The following is a 19,414-nucleotide window of genomic DNA, read 5'->3' as shown; positions in this document are numbered from 1 at the left end:
GAGGATGGCGGTCTCCTGCGCTCTTGGGGGAGAGGACGCACGCCGCTTCCGTCCCTGGACTTGCCGCAGTGAAGAGGGCTCCCCTCTCCCCTCGGGGGAGAGGGTAAGGGTGAGGGGGCGCAGCACACCCCACCCCGCCCCCAACTTCAACCAAAACGCACCCTTTCACGGGAGTGTCAGGGAGGGGGCAATCTGCCAACCGCCTCACACCCACCCCAATCAAAAGCACTCCCCTCTCCCCTCGGGGGAGAGGGTAAGGGTGAGGGGGCGCGGCACACCCCACCCCGCCCCCAACTTCAACCAAAACGCACCCTTTCACGGGAGGGTCAGGGAGGGGGCAATCCCCCAACCGCCCCGCACCCACCCCAATCAAAAGCACTCCCCTCTCCCCTCGGGGGAGAGGGTAAGGGTGAGGGGGCGCGGCACACCCCACCCCGCCCCCAACTTCAACCAAAACGCACCCTTTCACGGGAGGGCCAGGGAGGGGGCAATCCCCCAACCACCCCACACCCATCCCAATCAAAAGCACTCCCCTCTCCCCTCGGGGGAGAGGGCCAGGGTGAGGGGGCGCAGCACTCCCCGCCCCGCACCCGCCTCCTATCAAAAGCCCCCCAGAGGGCACGAAAACCCACCCGAAAAACCACTCTCAAAGAAAACATAATAATTTCAACGCCATGACCCCCCGTCCTAGCTGGGACACTCCGAGACCCCGGCAAATCCGCCCGAATTCCAGCCCCGAGAGGCGCCCATGTTCCGCCTACTGCTCCCCCTCCTGATCGCCGCCGCCCCGGCCGCCGCCGGTCCGCTCCCGCGCGAAGAATCGGCCTTCCGCCCGGTCGATCCCGCCGAGGCCGCCCTCGGCCAGTTGCTGTTCTACGACCCCATCCTCAGCGGCAACCGCGAGGTCTCCTGCGCCACTTGCCACCACCCTCGTTTCGCCACCTCGGACGGCCTCTCGCTCGGCTTGGGTGACGGCGGCATCGGCCTCGGCCCGGACCGCCACGCCGACCCGGCCAACCCGCCCGAGCAGCGCATCCCCCGCAACTCGCCCGCGCTGTTCAACCTCGGGGCCACCGAGTTCACCCATTTCTTCGCCGACGGCCGGCTCGAGGACGACCCCACCCGCCCGCACGGCATCCGCACGCCGCTGGGCGAGGACATGGCCGAGGGCTTCGACAACGCCCTCTCGGCGCAGGCGATGTTCCCCGTCCTCTCGCCGGACGAGATGGCCGGGCATTACACCGAGAACGATGTCGCCAGGGCCGTCCGGCTCGGCTTCCTCACCGGCGAGGGCGGCGCCTGGTCGATCCTCTCGGCCCGCGTAGAGGCGATCCCCGCCTATCGTGCCGCCTTCGACGGGGTGATAGGCCCCCGCCCCATCGCCTTCGCCGATATCGCCAACGCGCTCGCCGCCTTCATCGCGCTGGAGTGGCGGGCCGACGACAGCCCCTTCGACCGCTACCTGCGCGACGGCACGCCGCTGGACGCCTCGGCCGCGCGGGGGATGGAACTCTTCTACGGCAAGGCCGGCTGCGATGCCTGCCACGCCGGGCGCTTCCAGACCGACCACGGTTTCCACGCCATCGCCATGCCGCAGATCGGCCCCGGCAAGGCCGCCCGCTTCGAGCGCCATAGCCGTGACATCGGCCGGATGCGGGTGACGGGCGAGCCGACCGACGCCTATGCCTTCCGCACGCCCTCGCTGCGCAACGTCACCCAGACCGCGCCCTATGGCCATGCCGGCACCCATGCGACGCTCGACGGGGTGATCCGCCACCACCTTTCGCCGCTAGATGGGCTTGCGACGTACGACCGCGCGCAGCGGATCCTACCCGAACTGGCGGTGACGACCGACCTGGCGATCCTCTCGGCCCCCGAGGAGGTGCAGGCCATCGCCGCCGCCAACACGCTGGCGCTGGTGGAATTGAGCGAGGCCGAGATCGCCGACCTGATCGCCTTCCTCGGCGCGCTCACCGATACCGCCAGCTTGCCGGGGCGGATGGGCGTGCCGGAGGCGGTGCCGAGCGGGCTGGCGGTGGCGCGGTAGGGGCCTCTTGCCCGGAATCAGGGCGCGAAGCGCCGCCAGGCTGCGCCTGACCGCCCCCAAGGGCGGGCGCAGCCCTATGTTGCGAGAGCAGGAGGACCCCGTCGCTTCGCTCAGAACAGGTTGAAATACTCCGCCTGTTCCCACTCCGAGACGCTGCCAAGATACCTCTCCCACTCGGCCCGTTTGATCCGGGCGAGGTAGTCCACGAAGTCGCTGCCGAACTCGTGGTGCAGCATCTCCGAGCCTTCGAAGGCCGCGATCGCGGTCGCCATGTTCGTCGGCAGCAGCGGCGCGGCGCTGTCGTAGGGCGAGAGCGTCTCGGGCGGCAGGGTCATGCCCTGGGCGATGCCGTCGAGACCGGCGGCGATCTGGCCGGCGAAGGCGTAATAGGGGTTCGCGGTGCTGTCGGGGGCGCGGTTCTCGACGCGGCTGGCCGGATCGCCCGGCGCCGAGAGCAGCCGCAGCATCGCGCCGCGGTTGTCGCGGCCCCAGGCGATGCGGTTGGGGGCGAGCTGGAACGGCTGGTAGCGCTTGTAGCTGTTCACCGTCGGCGCCATCAGCAGCGAGAGCGCCGGTGCATGGGCCAGCAAGCCGGCGATCCAGCCCTGCGCCTGCGCGCGCAGCGAGCCATCCGCTCCCGGCATGAAGATGTTCCGCCCCGCCGCATCCGTCACCGACTGATGCACATGCCAGCCGTTGGCGGCGATGTTCTCCAGCCGGGGCTTGGCCATGAAACTGGCGTGCAGACCCTGCGCGGCGCAGACCTCCTTCACCAGCGTGCGGAACATCACCATGGTCTCGGCCTGCGCCATCGGCGGGCCGGGGTCGAAGGTGAATTCGAACTGGCTCGGCCCCATCTCGATCTCGACCGAGCGCACCGGCATCCCCATCGCCTGCGCCGCCCGGCGCAGGCTGTCGAGCATACCCTCGGCCTCGGCGTAGCGGGTCTCGGTCAGGAACTGGTAGCCCTGGTTCAGGGCCCGCGTCTGCACCGGCGCGCCGGGCATCGTGGTCTGGGCGTGATCCAGCCCGGTGTCGAGCCGCTCGAAGACGTGGAACTCGACCTCCAGCCCCATCAGCGCGCGCATCCCCTGGGCGGCCAGCGAGGCCTCGGCCTGGGCCAGAACGGTGCGCGAGGTGAAGGGGATCGGCGTGCCGTCGCGGAAGGCCACGTCGGCCATCAACCAGGCGGAATGCGGCGCCCAGGGCAGGATCCACAGGCTGGCCGGGTCGGGCACCATCAGTACGTCGCTCGCCCCGCGCATCAGCCCGGCACCGATGCCCGGATCCTCGGACCAGACCGGGAAGACGGTGCGGTGCGAGGTGTCCTTCAACAGCAGCGTCGAGGGCGCGGCGAGGCCGTTCCTCAGCACCGATCCCAGCGCCTCGGAGACCACCGTCTTGCCACGCAGCAGCCCGTGCTGGTCGGCAAAGACCACGCGGATCGTTTCAAGCCCGGCCTCGGCGACCCGCGCCAGCAGCGCGGCAGAGGCCTCGTCATGGTCGGGGCCGGTCAGGCCCAGTCGCGCCAGCGCGCCCGGCTCAGACACTTGCATCCCAGGGGCAGGAGGCGCGGCGCGCGACATCGGCCTCGGCCGCCGCGGCGTGCCAGTTGCCGCCGGTGGCGATGGTGTCGTTCGAGACCGGGCCGGTGAGCGCCTCGGTGCCGCCGTTGCGCATCGGCAGGCGGTCCAACTCGCCCGCTTTCACCGCCGCGATGGCGTCGCGCAGGCGGCGGCGGTTGCGGATGATGCCGACGTCGGTCTTGCCGAGATGCTCTTCCGTGCGGTCCTGGATGCGGCCCATCGATTCCACCGCCCATTGGTCGTGCACGTTGATGTCGAGCCCCATGCCGGTATAGGTCGTGCTGGCCTGTTCATTCTCGTCATAGCCGTAATTGTTGCGCGCGTTCTTGAGCGGCGCGTAATCCGGCAGGCGATGTTCCTTCAGCCGCTGCTCGCGCATCAGCGCCTTGTCGACGGGCTTGGTGAAGCTGGTGAACATGGAATACCAGTAGCAGGTCGTGTCATCGACGGGAACATGCCACTGGGTGATGGTCATCTCGCGGCTCATCGGGATGCAGATGGCGCCAGGGAAGATCTGGTTGGTGATGCGCACATGGGTGCGCCCGTCCTCCATGTGGCGCAGCGCGGTGAGGCGCAGGCCCCAGTCGGTGTCGTCCACGCTGATCTCGGGGCGGGGGTAGTCGCGCAGGAGCTTGGTCATCGGGATCTCGGTATTCCCGGCGGTGTCGCGGAACTGCTTGCCGTAGGACTCCTTCGGGTCCTCGTCCTGCAGGAAGCGGTGCAGGAAGGAGGCATGGGCCGGGTCGATGCCGACCTCCATCGCCTGAAGCCAGTTGCACTCCCACAGGCCCTTGAAGGCGAAGACATGGGTATCGGGCGCGCGGAAGCAGTCGAAGTTGGGGAAGGGCGGCGGATCCCCCGGCCCCATGTAGGCCCAGACGATGCCGTTCTTCTCGACCACCGGGTAGGAGCGGGCCTTGATCTGCTCGTGCATCCGGCTGCCCTCGGGCTCGCCCGGCTGTTCGACGCATTGGCCCGAGCGGTCGAAGTGCCAGCCGTGGAAGGGGCAGCGCAGGCCGTTGTCCTCGAGACGGCCGAAACACAGATCGGCGCCGCGATGCGGGCAGGCCCGCTGGATCAGGCCGAGCTTGCCCTCCTGGTCGCGGAACAGCACCAGGTCCTCGCCCAGCAGCCGGACTGGCACCACCGGGCGGGCCTTCATCAGCTCGTCCGACAGGGCGGCGGGCTGCCAGTAGAGCCGCAGCACCGCACCGGCATCGCTACCGGGGCCGACACGGGTGAGACTGTCGTTCTGTTCCTGGCTGATCACGGCGGGGCTCCTCCTGGCTCTTGACGATTGTGCGTATATCGCACAAAAGATACGTTATACGCTCAGATTGCCGGTGGGCCCGCCGGCGAGTCAAGCGAAACGTCGAAGGAGCCGGCCATGACCACGCAGGATCGCAGCACAGCCGCAACCTTTGCCAAGGGAATGGCCGTTCTCGCCGCCTTCGACGGCAGCGCTCCGGCGCTGACGCTCGCCGATATCGCCCGCGCGACGGGGCAGGACCGCGCCGCCGCCCGACGCGGGGCGCTGACGCTGGTGCAGCTCGGGTTCCTGACGCAGAGCGGCCGCGCCTTTGCGCTGACGCCCAAGGTGCTGACGCTGGCGGCGGGCTACCTCAGGGCCAATCACTTCGGTCACCGGGTGCAGCCGGTGCTGAACCGCCATGCCGCGCAGCTCGAGGCCGAGATCGTTCTGGCAGCGCGGGAAGGCACCGAGGTGCTGCTGCTGGCGCAGTCGACGCTGGCCAGCGGCCCGGTCTCCTTCGGCTTCACGCCGGGCAGCCGATTGCCGCTGCTGCACACCAGCCTCGGGCGGATGCTGCTGGCGCTGGAACCCGATCCGGGCCCGCTGGCCGAGGCGGCGGAACTGCCGCGCCATACCGAGCGCTCGCTGGGCAGCCGCGCCGAGGTGCTGGCCAGTGTGGCCGAGGCGCGCGCGGCCGGATTTGCCGAGACGGATGGCGAGTTCGAGAGCGGCATCGTCGGCTATGCTGTCCCGGTCAGCGCGCCGGGGGCGGCGGGCCTGGTGGTCGGCACCTCGATGCCGCGCGGGAGCGACGGCGAGGCTGCGCTGCGGGCGCTCCGGCTCTGCGCGGCTGAGCTGCGGCAGAGCGGGGTCGGGGTGGGGTAGAGACCTGCCTCAGGGCAGCTCGCGCAGCCGCAGGCCATCCCAGTAGTAGAGCAGCGCGCATTCGGCGAGGCCGCGCTCGGCGCAGGTGGCCTGCGAGACCCCCATGCGGACACCGTCGTTGCCATTGGACAGCGGCACCAGCTCGACCCCCAGCGCCAGCCAGTCCTCGGACCTGCCGCTGCGCGGATAGGCCGAGCTGAGGAAGATCTCGGCGCTGCACATGGAGGCGCCGCAATAGGGGCGCGGCGGGCCGGAAAGACATTCGACCGCGCGCCAGTCGAGGATGATGTCCTCGGTGCCGTCGCCGTCGATATTGCCGGCGAGCAGGTATTCGGGGCCGCGGGTCGCCGGCCCGTTGCAGCCCGCGCTCACGGCGGCATCCGCCGCCACCCGCATCGGAGTCGCCGCGCCGCCGCCATAGGCGGGGGCGAATTCCGACAGTGCCGGCGGTACCTCGAAGCCGGCGGAGATCCAGGCGTCGACGCAGGTTTGCATGGCGGTCTTCGCCGCTCCGGCCAGGCCCTGGACCGGCAGCTCCCAGGCCTGGTCGCGCCCCGGCGCCAGAACCAGCCGGTCGGCAGCGCGCATCGCGGTCAGCATCGGGTCGGCCATCGACAGGGTCAGCTCCCAGACGCCGGTCATCTCGTTCAGGGCCAGCTGCGGCAAGAGGTAGGCGGTCTGCCCGACCCAGAGATGGATGTCGGCGCGCGGGCCGATGCCGGGGATCAGTGCGTTGGAGAACTCCAGCCGGATCGTGTAGGGCGCCGAGACCGTCTCCTCATGCGCGCCCACCTGCAGCGGCGGCAGCCGCGTCGCCGAGGGCGCGTTGCAGGACAGCCAGAGCTGCACCGGCTCGGGGCTGGCGCTGCCATAGACATATGCGCCGTCATCCGCCTTGCTGGCGACCCAGACCTGCGCCGGGGCGACAGTGGCGACAAGCGCAAGGTATATGGCTGCAGCGCGGCGCAGGATGCGGATCATCGCGGTTTCCCTCCCGCGCACGGCGCGGCATTTTCAAGATTTCCCGCACAGTGTTACCCGTCGTGGGGCTTTGGACAAGGGCGCGCGGCTCGGCGATACTGGGAGCGAAGCGATTTGCAGGAGTGCGCCCATGTCCCCCGTCTACTATGCCCCGCATGGCGGGCATCCGCCGCAGGAACAGCTGCTGACCGACCGGGCGATGTTCACCACCGCCTATGCGGTGATCCCCAAGGGCACGATGCGCGACATCACCACCTCCTTCCTGCCGCATTGGGACAAGACCCGGCTCTGGGTCATCGCCCGCCCGCTCTCGGGCTTTGCCGAGACCTTCTCGCATTACCTGATGGAGGTCGCCGCCGGCGGCGGCAGCAGCCGGCCCGAGGCCGACCCCGAGGCCGAGGGCGTGCTCTTCGTCACCGAGGGCGCGCTGACGCTGACCATCGCGGGCACCGATCACGTGATGGAACCGGGCGGCTACGCCTACCTGCCGCCGGGCTGCGACTGGCGGCTGGCCAACCATGCCGGACCCGAGGCGCGCTTCCACTGGATCCGCAAGCGCTACCAGCGGGCCGAGGGGGTGGACCTGCCGGAGCCGATCGTCACCAACGAGCGCAGCATCACCCCCGCGGCCATGCCGGGCACCGAGGGGCGCTGGGCGACCACCCGATTTGTCGGCCTCGACGACATGCGCCATGACATGCATGTCACCATCGTGACCTTCCTGCCCGGCGGCACCATCCCCTTTGCCGAGACCCATGTGATGGAACACGGGCTCTACGTGCTCGAGGGCAAGGCGGTCTACCGGTTGAACCAGGACTGGGTCGAGGTCGAGGCAGGTGATTACATGTGGCTGCGCGCCTTCTGCCCGCAGGCCTGCTACGCCGGCGGGCCGGGGCCCTTCCGCTACCTGCTCTACAAGGACGTGAACCGGCACATGCCGCTGTCGCTGGGCTGAAGGGGCGGCGGGGTAAACCCCGCCCTACCCGCGCCCCCTGCTTCTCTTCTTCAGAAAATACTCGGGGGAGTCGCCCGGAACGGGCGGCGGGGGCAAAGCCCCCCGCGCCGCTGCCGCCCGCGCGCCTCCGGGGCTCAGTCGCCGTTCCCGGCGCTGCTGTCGAGCTGGCCGCGGCGGTCCAGGAAGCGCGCGACCAGCCAGACCATCAGCGCCCAGGCCGCGCCCAGTGACCAGCCGGCCAGCACGTCCGAGGGCCAATGCACCCCGAGGTAGACCCGGCTGATCCCCACCAGCACCGAGAGCACCGCCGCCACGCCGATCAGGAAGACCCGCAGCCGCCAGCGCGGCTCGATGCGGGCCAGCATCACCGCCAGCGTCAGGTAGGTCACCGCCGCCATCAGCGAATGGCCCGAGGGGAAGGAGGCGGTCGAGACCTCGACTCCATGCGGCACCAGATCGGGGCGGGGCCGCGAGAAGCCGAGCTTGGCGAGGTTGGAGAGCAGCTGTCCGCCCACCACCGCCACCGCCAGGAACAGGGCCGAGGCGCGCCGGCCGCGCAGCAGCAGGAAGCACAGCACCGAGAGCGTGATCAGCGTCAGCACCGTGACGCCGCCAAGCGCCGTCAGGTCGCGCATCGCTTGCTCGACCGCTCGCCCGCCGATCGGATCCGCAGGATCGCCCGGCGTTCGCAGGGCCATCAGCAGCCGCTCGTCGAAGGCGTGGAGATCGCCCTCCATCATCTCGGCCGCCAGCCCGCCAAAGGCCCAGAGCCCGCCGGCGGCCGCGAGAAAGGCCACCAGCGTCACCGCTTCGACGCGGCGGGTCAGGTCGCGGAGGGTGTGGTTCAGTTTCATGCGGGACCTTCTTCTTGGCAGTCTATGCGAGGGCTTGGAACGGCTGGGCGTAGCGCGACAATCGCCGCTTTTCAGAAGCGGTTCAACGGCACCTTCAGGTAGGAGCGCCCATCCGCTTCCGGGGCAGGCGCGCGGCCCGCGCGCAGGTTCATCTGCAGTACCTGAAGCATCCGGTCGGGCAGGTCCAGCGTCGCATCGCGCTTTTCCCTCAGGGCGATGTAGGCAGCACGGTCGACACCCCCGCCGATGTGCGTGTTGTGGCGGCGCTGTTCTGCGACCGTCGATTCCCAGGCCGGGCTCTTGCGGCGCTCGGTGCCGTAGTCGTGGCCGACGAAGAGCCGCGTGCGGTCGGGCAGCGACAGGATCGCCTGCAGCGAGTCGTAGAGCGCGCCTGCATCGCCTCCGGGGAAATCGGCGCGGCTGGTGCCGGCGTCGGGCTGCATGAAGGTGTCGTTCACAAAGGCGGCGTCGCAGCCGACGACATAGGTGACCGAACCCAGCGTGTGTCCGGGCGTCAGCATCACCCGCACCGGCAAGTTGCCGATCTGGAAGCTGTCGCCATCGTCGAAGAGCTGCGCGAAATCCTGCGCCGGGTCGAAGGCGTCGGGAAGATGGTAGAGGTTGCGCCAGAGCTCGGCGATCTCGCAGACCTTCTCGCCGATCCCGTTTGGCACGCCAAGACGCTCGGCGAGCGAGGCCGAGGCCATCAGGTGGTCGGCATGGGGGTGGGTGTCGAGTATTCGGTCGATCTCGACACCCTCGGTTGCGGCAAAGCGCAGGATCGCCTCGACGCCCTCTGTCGAGGTGCGCGCGGCGGCCGGGTCGAAAGACATCACCGCGTCGACAAGCGCGGCCTTGGAGGTGTCGGGGTCGATGACGAGATACTGGATGCTGCCGGTGGGCGCGTCATGGAAGCCCACCACTTCGGGCGAGGCGGGCCCGGTGGAGGGGCTGGTGCGGGACAGGGACATGGCGGGCTCCGTTCGTGTATTCCGCATGTGGAATGCGTGAGCGGGCCGGAATGTTCCGCGCAGGCGGACTCGCACCGGGGCGGCAGATGGGCTAAGCCCGCCCTCAGCCAAGGAGAACGCGATGCCCCTGTCCCCCGATTTCCTGCGCGAGATGCGTCCCGGCGAGGAGGCGCAGGTCGAGGCGCTGCTGACGGCCGCCTTCGGCGGGCCGGAGGAGGCGGCGCTGGTGCGGGCTCTGCGCAAGGCCGGCGACATGGTGGGCGAGCAGGTGATGACCGCCGAGGGCGCGGTGATCGCCTATGCGGGGCTGAGCCGGATGGTGGCGCCGAAGGGCTGGCTCTGCCTTGCCCCGGTGGCGGTGCATCCCGACTGGCAGGGCCGCCGGGTCGGCAAGCGGATGGTCGGGCTGATCGCGGAATGGGCGCGGCTCTCGGGGCGCACGGTGGTGGTGCTGGGGCAGGTCGATTTCTACAGCAAGGCCGGGTTCAGCGCCGCGCGCGCAGCGCGGCTGACCTCGCCCTATCCGGTAGAGCACACGCTGCTCGCCGGGCCGGGTGACACGGTGCCCGCCGAAACGCTGGTCTATCCCAGGGCCTTCGGCTGATCCCCCTTGCCTGTGCCGCGCGGATGACGGCAACTGGCGCCATGCGCCTTGTCCTGCTCATCCTGGTCACGCTGATCGCCTTCGCGGCAAATTCGATCCTGAACCGCATGGCGGTGGGTGGCGGATTTGCCGACCCCGGCAGTTTCGCCCTGATCCGGGTCGCGGCGGGCGCGGCGATGCTGATGGCGCTGGCGCGCTGGCATTGCCGCGCGCCGCCGCTGGTCTCGCGCCGCCGGATCGCCGGGGCGGGGTCGCTGGCGCTTTACATGATCGGCTTCTCGGTGGGTTACCTGACGCTGGATGCGGGCATCGGCGCGCTGCTGCTCTTCGGCGTGGTGCAGGTGGTGATCTTCGCCGTCTCGGCCCTGCGCGGGGCCGCGCCGACGCCGCGCCAGGTGCTTGGCGCGACGGTGGCGCTGGTCGGGCTGGCGGTGGTGCTATGGCCGGCCGGGGCGTGGCGGGTGAACCTGTTCGGCGCACTTTGCATGATCGCGGCGGGGGTGGGCTGGGCGCTTTATACGCTGGAGGGGCGCAGCGAGCCCGATGCGCTGGCCGGCACGGCGGCGAATTTCGTCTGGGCGCTGCCGCCGACGGCGCTGGCGCTGATGTTCGACGGGATGCCGGCGACCGTCGAACCGCAGGGCATCCTGCTGGCGGTGATCTCGGGCGCGGTGACGTCCGGCCTGGGCTATGCGCTGTGGTACACGGTGCTGCCCCGGATCAGCGCGGTGACGGCGGCGATCGCCATGGTGGCGGTGCCGCCGATCGCGGTAGCCGGTGGCATCCTGCTGCTGGGCGAGAGCCTGACCCCGCGTTTCGCCATGGGCACGGTGCTGGTGCTGGGTGGCATCCTGCTGGCGATCCGGCGGGCCTGATCCTTTCCCTTGCGCCGCTTCCGGGCTATGTCGGCGGCCATGCGCGCCCTTCTTCCCTTGCTGCTCTTGCTGGCCGGCCCGGTCCGGGCCGAATGCGTTGTGCTGCTGCACGGTCTGGCGCGCACCGATGCCTCGCTGACGGTGATGGAGCAGGTGCTGGCAGCCAATGGCTATCACGTGGTCAACGTGCGTTATCCCTCGACCGAGCTGCCGATCCCGGAACTGGCCGAGGGCGCATTGCCCGAGGCAGTGGAGGAATGCGGCGATGAGCGGGTGAACTTCGTCACCCATTCGATGGGCGGCATCCTGCTGCGCTACTGGATGCGGATGGCGCGGCCCGAGAAGCTGGGCCGCACGGTGATGCTCGGCCCGCCGAACCGGGGCAGCGAACTGGTCGACAAGCTGGGCGACCTCGAGGTCTTCGGAATGCTGAACGGCCCGGCGGGCCTGCAGCTGGGCACCGATCCGCAGAGCTGGCCGCTGCGGCTGGGGCCGGTGGACTACCCGGTTGGGGTGATTGCCGGCACGCAATCGCTGAACCCGGTGTTCTCGGCGATGATCGACGGGCCGGACGATGGCAAGGTCTCGGTCGCCTCGACGGCTCTCGAGGGGATGGCTGACCGGCTGGTGCTGCCGGTCACCCATACCTTCATGATGAACAACCCGCGCGTGATCGCCGAGACGATGCACTTCCTGTCACATGGTCGTTTCGATGCCGATATCTCGTGGTTGGACGCGATCCTCGGGGAAGAGGACGCCGAGAAGGAGACGAAACCGTGACCAGCCTGGCATTCGATCTGACGGGAGCGGAAGTGCTGCTGCCCGAGGGGCTGGCGCGCGCGCCGCTGAGTTTCGCTGAAGGGCTTGTCGTCGACGGGCCGGTGGGGCGGGCGGTGGATCTCGACGGCTATCTCGTGCTGCCGGGCATCATCGACCTGCACGGCGACGGGTTCGAGCGCCACCTTGCGCCGCGCCGGGGCGCGATGACCGACATGGCCGAGGGGATCGTGGCGACCGAGGCCGAGCTGGCGGCGAACGGCATCACCACCGGTGTGCTGGCGCAGTTCCTGAGCTGGGAGGGCGGGCTGCGCGGCGGCGCCCATGCGGCGGGCGTCTTCGCGGCGATCCGGGACACGCGGGGATCGCTGGCCACCACGCTGATCCCGCAGCTGCGCTTCGAGACCCACATGCTCGAGGAATATGCGACCCTGCCCGAGCGGCTGGCCGAATGGGGCGTCAACTTCGTCGTCTTCAATGACCACCTGCCTCACGACCGGCTTGCCGAAGGCCGCCGCCCGCCGAGCCTGACCGGGCAGGCGCTGAAGGCGGGGCGCAGCCCCGAGGCGCATCTGGCACTGCTGCAGGAGCTGCACGCGCGCGGGCCCGAGGTGCCGGCGGCGCTGGACGCGCTATGCGCGCGCCTGCTGGCGCAGGGCGTGCGCATCGGCAGCCATGACGACCATACCGCCGAAGACCGGGCACAATGGGCGGCGCGCGGCGCGGCGATTGCCGAGTTCCCCGAGACCGAGACCGCCGCGCGGGCGGCGAAGGCCGACGGCGGCGGCGTGGTGCTGGGTTCGCCCAACGTGGTGCGGGGCGGGTCGCACAAGGGCAATGCCAGCGCGGGGGCGCTGGTGGCGATGGGGCTCTGCGATGCGCTGGCCTCGGATTATCACTACCCCTCGCCGCGCCGCGCGGCGCTGGCGCTGGCGCGTGAGATGGGGCTGGAGGCCGCCTGGGCGCTGGTCTCTTCCGGGCCGGCGCGGCTGCTGGGGTTGGCGGACCGGGGCGAACTCGCGCCTGGCAAGCGCGTCGATATCGTGATCCTCGAGGCCGCGACGGGCCGGGTCGCGGGCACGCTGGCAGGCGGACGGTTCAGCTATCTCGGCGGCGCATTGGCCGGGCGATTCCTGGCGTAGTGCGACGAAATCCTGGCGAGGATTTCGTCCTGTTTTCCTGCGAGGAAAACATGCCCGTTGCGCGGTGTCCGAATTCCTCGCAGGAATTCGGACGTTTTCCGCGACGGAAAACGGCGCTTAGCGGGCCGGCCCGGTCACCACGTTGAAGTGACCCATCTTGCGGCCGGGCTTGGCCTCAGTCTTGCCGTAGAGATGCAGCGAGACATCCGGCCGCGTCGCCAGGCCGACCACGCGCTCGATATCGGCGCCGATCAGGTTCTCCATGACCACGTTGGAGTGCCGGCTGCCGTCGCCCAGCGGCCAGCCGGCAATGGCGCGGATGTGCTGCTCGAACTGGTCGACGGCGCAGCCGTTCTGGGTCCAATGGCCCGAGTTGTGCACGCGCGGCGCGATCTCGTTGACGATCAGCCCCTGCGGCGTGACGAATAGCTCGACCCCGAGCACGCCGATATATTCCAGCGCGTTCAGGATATTGGCCGCCAGCAGCACGGCGTCGGTGCGCTGGCTGGGCGAGAGGCGGGCCGGCACGGTGGTGGTGTGCAGGATGCCGTCGCGGTGCACGTTCTCGCCGGGATCGAAGCAGGCCACGTCACCGTGGCTGCCGCGCGCGGCGATCACCGAGACCTCGTGGCTGAAGTCGACGAAGCCTTCGAGGATCGCGGGCGCACCGTTCATCGCGGCCAGGGCCTCGGCGGCCTCGGAGGGGTCCTTGATGCGCACCTGGCCCTTGCCGTCATAGCCGAAGCGGCGCGACTTGAGGATCGCCGGGGTGCCGATTGCCTTGAGCGCCGCTTCGAGGCTGGGCAGGTCGGGCACATCGGCGAAGGGCGCGGTCTTGAGGCCGAGCGCCTGCAGGAAGGTCTTCTCGGTGAGCCGGTCCTGGCTGATCCGCAGCGCCTCGCGTCCTGGTCGGATGCTGCGCGCGCCTTCGAGCAGGTCGAGCGCCTCGGTCGGCACGTTCTCGAACTCGTAGGTGATGACGTCGACGCTCTCGGCGAAGCGTTTCAGCGCCTCTGCGTCCTCGTAGGGCGCGGTGGTCACCTGCGCGGCGACCTGGCCGGCGGGAGGGTTGGCGCCGGGTTCGTAGATGTGGCAGGCAAAGCCCAGTCGCGCAGCGGCGACCGAGAGCATCCGGCCCAGCTGGCCGCCCCCGAGAATCCCGATGGTCGCGCCCTGCGGCAGCGGGTTAGGCATCCTGCGGCTCCTCCGGGATCGAGTCCGACAGTGCGGCGCGCCATGCGTCGAGCCGCTCGGCCAGCGCCGGATCGGAGAGCGCGAGGATGCCGGCGGCCATCAACCCGCCATTGGCCGCGCCGGCCGCGCCGATGGCCATGGTGGCGACCGGATAGCCCTTGGGCATCTGCACGATGGAATAGAGCGAATCGACGCCGCTCAGCGCGCGGGTCTGCACCGGCACGCCGATCACCGGCACGCGGGTCTTCGAGGCCATCATGCCCGGCAGATGCGCCGCGCCGCCGGCGCCTGCGATGATCACCTTGAGGCCGCGCTCCACGGCGCTCTTGCCATAAGCCCAGAGCCGGTCCGGCGTGCGATGCGCCGAGACGATGCGCTTTTCATAAGTTACGCCAAGCGCGTCGAGGATGTCGGCGGCTTCCTTCATGGTGGGCCAGTCCGACTGGCTGCCCATGATGATACCGACCTGTATCTGCTGCATGTTCCCGTGTCCCCGGCTGAAGGAGCGGGCACTATAGACGAAGCCTCGGGGGTGGCAATGCGCCTCGGCGCGATCAGGCGATGATGTCGGGGGTGAGCCGGTCCTCGATCAGCGAGATGATGTCCTTGAGCCGTAGCTTCTGTTTCTTCAGGCGCTGCACGGTCAGCTGGTCGGAGGTGCCGCGGTCCACCAGCGCGGTGATCGCCTCGTCGAGGTCGCGGTGCTGGCGGCGGAAGACCTCCAGCTCCACCCGCAGCACGTCGTCTGTCTTCATGGAGAGGTCGATGGGGGCATTCATGGCGACTCGGGGCGTATTGGGGCCGGGGCCCCGAATGTACTGTGGCGGGGCGATTTCTCCTAGCCCTTGTGAAAGCTGTCCCTTGCTCCCATATTTCCACTGCGTGGCTGCCGCTTCGGGGCCATGCGCACCGTCGCTTTCAAGGCAAAGGACGCAAGACGTGACGAAACTGACCCTGGGCACCTACCCGCATATGTTGGGGTTCGAGCAGCTGGAGCGCCTGTTGGAGCGCACCGCGAAATCGGGCAACGAAGGGTATCCCCCGTTCAATATCGAGCAGACCTCGGACTGTTCCTACCGCATCACCCTGGCTGTGGCCGGTTTCGCAGAGACCGACCTCGCGATCACCGTGGAGGACCGCCAGCTGGTGATCCGCGGACGCCAGAGGGAGGACGGCGAGGACCGGATCTACCTGCACCGCGGAATCGCCGCGCGCCAGTTCCAGCGCAGCTTCGTGCTGGCGGATGGCGTCGAGGTGGGCGAGGCGGTGATGGAAAACGGTCTGCTGCACATCGACCTGTCCCGCGCGGTTCCCGAAACCGTGGTGCAGACGATCAGGATCAGAAAGGGGTAAACCATGAATACGCCATATGAATTCAAGGACGCCGGCAAGGGCATCGTCTATGTCAAGCCGGTGCATGTCGCCGACCTGCCCGAGGCGCTCAAGGCCGAGGCGGGCGAGTTGGAGCTCATCTACGCGGTGCATGACGCCGAGGGCCACCAGCTGGCGCTGGTCGCAGACCGCAAGCTGGCCTTCGTGCTGGCGCGCCAGCACGATTACGCGCCGGTGAACGTGCACTGACGGTGGCGGCGGGGTGAATCCCCGCCCCGCGCCGCGCCGGCGAATGCGCCGGCACGGCTTGTGCGATTGCCGCGAACAGGCCATCTACGGGTGGCAGGATGCGCGCGGGAGTCCGAATCCATGACCATGTACCAGTTCGACTGGGTCGATGCCTTTGCCGACCGCGCCTTCGGCGGCAATGGCTGCGCGGTGGTGCATGGCGGCGCGGTGCTCTCCGAGGACATCGCCACCGCCTTCGTGCGCGAGACCTCGCTGGTCGAATGCACCTTCACCGGGCCCTCCGACGTGGCCGATATCCGGGTGCGCTATTTCCTCGCCAGCCGCGAGATCCCTTTCGCCGGGCATCCGACCATCGCCACCGTTGCCGCCATGCGGTCGCGCGGGATGATCGCGGGCGACCGGCTGACGCTCGAAACCCAGGCCGGCCTAATCCCGATCGCATTCGACGGCGACGAGATCGTGATGACCCAGGTGGCGCCGCAATTCGGCCCCGAGGTGGAGCGCTCGCTGGTGGCGCAGGCGATCCGCCTTTCGCCCGAGGATATCATCGCGCCGCCTCAGATGGTTTCCACCGGGCTGCCCTTCTGCATCACCGTTCTGCGCGATCACGCCGCGCTGCGTGCCGCACGGCTGGATGTCGAGGCGCTGCGGCGGATGACCGAGACGGTCGGCTACGGCGCCTCGGACATGGCCGAACCCTTCCTCGTGACGCTCAAGGGCGATACCTCCGAGGGCGACACCTTCTCGCGCCTGCTGCTGGCGCCGCCCAGCCCGGCCGAGGACCCGTTCACCGGCTCGGCCACCGGGGCGATGGCGGCCTATCTGTGGAAACACGGGCTGATGACGCTCGACAGCTTCGTCGCCGAACAGGGGCACTGGATGGGCCGCCCCGGCCGCGCCACCGTCTCCCGGCTCGGTTCGCCGCAGGCGATGACCGGGGTGCGGGTTGCCGGCAAGGGCTTCGTGCTGATGCGCGGCGAGGTCGACCTGCCGGGCGGGGAGGGCTGAGCGCGATGCCTTACGAACCGGCGGTCGCCGTCCTGCCCTATGGCCATCACCAGAAATCCGGCCTCCAGGCCACGCCGGTCGACGAGCTGATCTGGCCGCTCGGCCGCCCCGACTGGCTCTATGGCGGCACACTGGCGGACCTGCGCCCGCAGGACCACCTGCTGCTCTATCCGCGCACGCTGACCCATTTCCGCCGCCGCTCGGGCATCAGCGCCAGGATCTCGCTGATGCTGGTGGAACCCACGGTGGTCCATGCGCGCCACTACGCCCTGCTGCGCCTCACCTGGCGGCGCTTCTTCCGCGTGCTCACCTTCAACGAGGATCTGCTGCGGCAGATCCCGAACGGCGTCTTCTTCCCGCTGGGATCGACCTGGGTGCCCGAGTGGCGCGAGTTGGACGTCACCAAGGACCGCATGTGTTCGCTGATCGCCTCGGCCAAGCGCGACAGCGAAGGCCACCAGCTGCGCCACGCCGTCGCTGACTGGATCCGCGCGACCGGGCAGGACGTGACCCTGCTCGGCGGCGGCTACGCACCCTTCGACCGGAAGTCCGAAGGGCTGGCGCGTTACCGCTATTCGGTGGTGATCGAGAACGTGCGCGAGCGGAACTACTTCTCCGAGAAGCTGCTCGACTCGGTCTTCTGCTCGACGGTGCCGATCTACTGGGGCTGTCCCAACATCGAGGATTTCATCGACCCAGAGGGGATGATCCTCTGCGCCAGCGAAGACGACATCCGCCGCGCCGTCGCCGCCGCCTCCGAGGCCGATTACGCCGCCCGCCTGCCGGCGCTGCAGGCGCTGCAGCAGGTGCTGGCCCCCTATGCGCAGGTCGAGGAACGCGCCGCGCGGGCGCTGCTCGCCTCGATCTGAACCGGCGCCGCCGCAACGGAACGGGGCGCCCCGTTCCCGGCGCGCCCCCTGCTTCTCTTCTTCCAAAATACTCCCGCGCGAAGCGCATCGCGCCCGAGGGCGCGATTGCGACCTCTCAGCCGGCGATCAGGCCCATGTTCTCGAGCTTGAGCAGCACCTGGTGCGCGCAGTTGTCGACGTCGGCGCCTTCGGTCTCGACCCGCAGCTCGGGGTTCTCGGGCACGTCATAGGGGTCGGAGATCCCGGTGAATTCCTTGATCTTGCCTTCGCGCGCCAGCTTGTAGAGACCCTTGCGGTCGCGGCGTTCGCATTCCTCGATCGAGGTGGCGACGTGCACTTCCAGGAAGGCGCCATAGGATTCGACCATCTCGCGCACGGCGCGGCGGGTGGCCGCGTAGGGCGCGATCGGGGCGCAGATGGCGATGCCGCCGTTCTTGGTGATCTCGGATGCGACATAGCCGATCCGCTTGATGTTGATGTCGCGGTGCTCCTTGCTGAAGCCGAGCTCGCTCGACAGGTGCTTGCGCACCACGTCGCCGTCGAGCAGCGTCACCGGGCGGCCGCCCATCTCCATCAGCTTGACCATCAGCGCGTTGGCGATGGTCGACTTGCCCGAGCCCGAGAAGCCGGTGAAGAAGACGGTGAAGCCCTGCTTGGAGCGCGGCGGCTTGGTCTTGCGCAGTTCCTTCACCACCTCGGGGAAGGAGAACCACTCGGGGATTTCCAGGCCCTCGGCCAGGCGGCGGCGCAGTTCGGTGCCCGAGATGTCGAGCACGGTGTCGCCCTCGGGAACCTCGTTCGCCGGGTAGTATTGCGCCTTCTCCTGCACGTAGACCATGTGCTTGAAGTCGACCATTTCGACGCCGATCTCGGCCTCGTGCTGCTTGAACAGCTCCTGGGCGTCATAGGGGCCGTAGAAGTCCTTGCCCTGGCTGTTCTTGCCGGGGCCGGCGTGGTCGCGGCCGACGATGAAGTGGGTGCAGCCGTGGTTGCGGCGGATGATGCCGTGCCAGACTGCCTCGCGCGGGCCGGCCATGCGCATGGCGAGGTTCAGCAGCGACATGTTGGTGGTGGCGGCCGGATACTTGTCGAGCACCGCCTCGTAGCAGCGCACGCGGGTGAAGTGATCGACGTCGCCGGGCTTGGTCATGCCGACCACCGGGTGGATCAGCAGGTTGGCCTGGGCTTCCTTGGCAGCGCGGAAGGTCAGTTCCTGGTGCGCGCGGTGCAGCGGGTTGCGGGTCTGGAAGGCGACGATGCGGCGCCAGCCGACCTTGCGGAACCAGGCGCGCAGTTCGTTGGGCGTGTCGCGGCGGGCGCGGAAATCATAGTGGATCGGCTGCTGGATGCCCACGATCGGGCCGCCCAGGTAGACCTTGCCGGCGGTGTGGTGCAGGTAGTTTACGGCCGGGTGCGCCAGGTCGTCGGCGCCGAAGACCATCTCGGCCTCCTTCGACTTGTTCGGTACCCAGCGGTCGGTCACGGTCATGGTCGCCAGGATGACGCCTTCCTGGTCGCGCAGGGCGATGTCTTCGCCGACCTCCAGGCTCTCGGCGAATTTCTCGGAGACGTCGAGCGTGATCGGCATCGGCCAGAGCGTGCCGTCCTCGGTGCGCATGTTCTCGACGACGCCGTTGTAATCGGCCTCGGACAGGAACCCTTTGAGCGGATAGAAGCCGCCGTTCATCAGCAGCTCGAGATCGCAGATCTGGCGCGGGGTCAGGTCGTGGCTCTTCAGGTTGGCCGCTTCGACCTTCAGCTTCTGTGCAGAGTCGTAGGACACGTAAAGCTCGGGGACCGGAGCCAGATTGCTAATCATGTTCATCTCAATCT

The 19,414-nt window shown here is 69.1% G+C and carries 20 protein-coding genes; 11 read left to right on the top strand and 9 right to left on the bottom strand.

The window, feature by feature from the left end; translation table 11 throughout:
- Positions 1-748: 748 nt before the first annotated feature.
- A complete protein-coding gene (locus IE266_RS13975) occupies positions 749-2,047 on the top strand; it encodes a cytochrome-c peroxidase (protein WP_189680714.1) in 1,299 nt (432 codons plus the stop codon).
- 110 nt (positions 2,048-2,157) lie between these two features.
- On the opposite strand, the gene IE266_RS13970 is transcribed toward IE266_RS13975, so the two are convergent.
- Together IE266_RS13970 and IE266_RS13965 are read right to left on the bottom strand one after the other, a co-directional pair.
- Positions 2,158-3,597, bottom strand: coding sequence for a glutamine synthetase family protein (locus IE266_RS13970; RefSeq protein WP_229864116.1), 1,440 nt, complete (start codon positions 3,595-3,597; stop codon positions 2,158-2,160).
- A complete protein-coding gene (locus IE266_RS13965) occupies positions 3,590-4,903 on the bottom strand; it encodes an aromatic ring-hydroxylating dioxygenase subunit alpha (protein ID WP_189680712.1) in 1,314 nt (437 codons plus the stop codon). The genes IE266_RS13970 and IE266_RS13965 overlap by 8 nt, the downstream gene beginning before the upstream one ends.
- Positions 4,904-5,020: 117 nt before the next feature.
- Between IE266_RS13965 and IE266_RS13960 the strand changes: the two genes are divergently transcribed.
- On the top strand, positions 5,021-5,770 hold the full coding sequence (locus tag IE266_RS13960) for an IclR family transcriptional regulator domain-containing protein (protein WP_189680711.1): 750 nt from the start codon (positions 5,021-5,023) through the stop codon (positions 5,768-5,770).
- A gap of 9 nt (positions 5,771-5,779) precedes the next feature.
- On the opposite strand, the gene IE266_RS13955 is transcribed toward IE266_RS13960, so the two are convergent.
- Positions 5,780-6,751, bottom strand: a complete 972-nt coding sequence (locus tag IE266_RS13955) for a hypothetical protein (RefSeq protein WP_189680710.1) — start codon at positions 6,749-6,751, stop codon at positions 5,780-5,782.
- Positions 6,752-6,881: 130 nt separating this feature from the next.
- Here IE266_RS13955 and IE266_RS13950 point away from each other — a divergent pair, with 130 nt between their 5' ends.
- Positions 6,882-7,706, top strand: a complete 825-nt coding sequence (locus tag IE266_RS13950) for a bifunctional allantoicase/(S)-ureidoglycine aminohydrolase (RefSeq protein ID WP_189680709.1) — start codon at positions 6,882-6,884, stop codon at positions 7,704-7,706.
- A 134-nt stretch (positions 7,707-7,840) separates the two neighbouring features.
- Here IE266_RS13950 and IE266_RS13945 read toward each other — a convergent pair whose 3' ends face one another.
- Positions 7,841-8,560, bottom strand: coding sequence for a phosphatase PAP2 family protein (locus tag IE266_RS13945; RefSeq protein WP_189680708.1), 720 nt, complete (start codon positions 8,558-8,560; stop codon positions 7,841-7,843).
- Positions 8,561-8,631: 71 nt separating this feature from the next.
- Positions 8,632-9,531, bottom strand: a complete 900-nt coding sequence (locus IE266_RS13940) for an MBL fold metallo-hydrolase (protein ID WP_189680707.1) — start codon at positions 9,529-9,531, stop codon at positions 8,632-8,634.
- A 121-nt stretch (positions 9,532-9,652) separates the two neighbouring features.
- Between IE266_RS13940 and IE266_RS13935 the strand changes: the two genes are divergently transcribed.
- From IE266_RS13935 to IE266_RS13920, 4 genes are read left to right on the top strand one after another with little or no spacing between them, the layout of a single operon-like run.
- Positions 9,653-10,135, top strand: a complete 483-nt coding sequence (locus IE266_RS13935) for a GNAT family N-acetyltransferase (RefSeq protein WP_189680706.1) — start codon at positions 9,653-9,655, stop codon at positions 10,133-10,135.
- Between the two features lie 41 nt (positions 10,136-10,176).
- A complete protein-coding gene (locus IE266_RS13930) occupies positions 10,177-11,010 on the top strand; it encodes a DMT family transporter (RefSeq protein ID WP_189680705.1) in 834 nt (277 codons plus the stop codon).
- A gap of 39 nt (positions 11,011-11,049) precedes the next feature.
- Complete coding sequence (locus IE266_RS13925) at positions 11,050-11,790, top strand: alpha/beta fold hydrolase (RefSeq protein WP_189680704.1); 741 nt, start codon at positions 11,050-11,052, stop codon at positions 11,788-11,790.
- Entirely contained in the window at positions 11,787-12,929 is a 1,143-nt protein-coding gene (locus IE266_RS13920; protein WP_189680703.1) for an alpha-D-ribose 1-methylphosphonate 5-triphosphate diphosphatase, read from the top strand. The genes IE266_RS13925 and IE266_RS13920 overlap by 4 nt, the downstream gene beginning before the upstream one ends.
- Before the next feature lie 117 nt (positions 12,930-13,046).
- On the opposite strand, the gene IE266_RS13915 is transcribed toward IE266_RS13920, so the two are convergent.
- The 3 genes from IE266_RS13915 to IE266_RS13905 form a co-directional block, all read right to left on the bottom strand.
- Entirely contained in the window at positions 13,047-14,123 is a 1,077-nt protein-coding gene (locus IE266_RS13915) for a 5-(carboxyamino)imidazole ribonucleotide synthase (RefSeq protein ID WP_189680702.1), read from the bottom strand.
- Positions 14,116-14,604, bottom strand: a complete 489-nt coding sequence (gene purE / locus IE266_RS13910; protein WP_189680701.1) for a 5-(carboxyamino)imidazole ribonucleotide mutase — start codon at positions 14,602-14,604, stop codon at positions 14,116-14,118. Before purE ends, IE266_RS13915 begins: the two co-directional genes overlap by 8 nt.
- A gap of 73 nt (positions 14,605-14,677) precedes the next feature.
- Positions 14,678-14,902 (bottom strand): YdcH family protein, encoded by a 225-nt coding sequence (locus IE266_RS13905; RefSeq protein ID WP_189680700.1) that lies wholly within the window; start codon positions 14,900-14,902, stop codon positions 14,678-14,680.
- Between the two features lie 160 nt (positions 14,903-15,062).
- On the opposite strand from IE266_RS13905, the gene IE266_RS13900 reads away from it, so the two are divergent.
- The 4 genes from IE266_RS13900 (at position 15,063) to IE266_RS13885 (ending at position 17,581) form a co-directional block, all read left to right on the top strand.
- Positions 15,063-15,476 (top strand): Hsp20 family protein, encoded by a 414-nt coding sequence (locus IE266_RS13900; RefSeq protein ID WP_189680699.1) that lies wholly within the window; start codon positions 15,063-15,065, stop codon positions 15,474-15,476.
- A gap of 3 nt (positions 15,477-15,479) precedes the next feature.
- Positions 15,480-15,704 (top strand): DUF1150 family protein, encoded by a 225-nt coding sequence (locus IE266_RS13895; protein WP_189680698.1) that lies wholly within the window; start codon positions 15,480-15,482, stop codon positions 15,702-15,704.
- Positions 15,705-15,824: 120 nt separating this feature from the next.
- A complete protein-coding gene (locus IE266_RS13890; RefSeq protein WP_189680697.1) occupies positions 15,825-16,712 on the top strand; it encodes a PhzF family phenazine biosynthesis protein in 888 nt (295 codons plus the stop codon).
- A 5-nt stretch (positions 16,713-16,717) separates the two neighbouring features.
- On the top strand, positions 16,718-17,581 hold the full coding sequence (locus IE266_RS13885; protein ID WP_189680696.1) for a hypothetical protein: 864 nt from the start codon (positions 16,718-16,720) through the stop codon (positions 17,579-17,581).
- Between the two features lie 115 nt (positions 17,582-17,696).
- On the opposite strand, the gene IE266_RS13880 is transcribed toward IE266_RS13885, so the two are convergent.
- Complete coding sequence (locus tag IE266_RS13880) at positions 17,697-19,406, bottom strand: bifunctional sulfate adenylyltransferase/adenylylsulfate kinase (protein ID WP_189680695.1); 1,710 nt, start codon at positions 19,404-19,406, stop codon at positions 17,697-17,699.
- Positions 19,407-19,414: the final 8 nt, after the last annotated feature.

The sequence above is a fragment of the Seohaeicola zhoushanensis genome (assembly GCF_014656415.1).
Lineage (GTDB): Bacteria > Pseudomonadota > Alphaproteobacteria > Rhodobacterales > Rhodobacteraceae > Seohaeicola_A > Seohaeicola_A zhoushanensis.
This window is presented reverse-complemented; position numbering and strand designations above follow the sequence as displayed.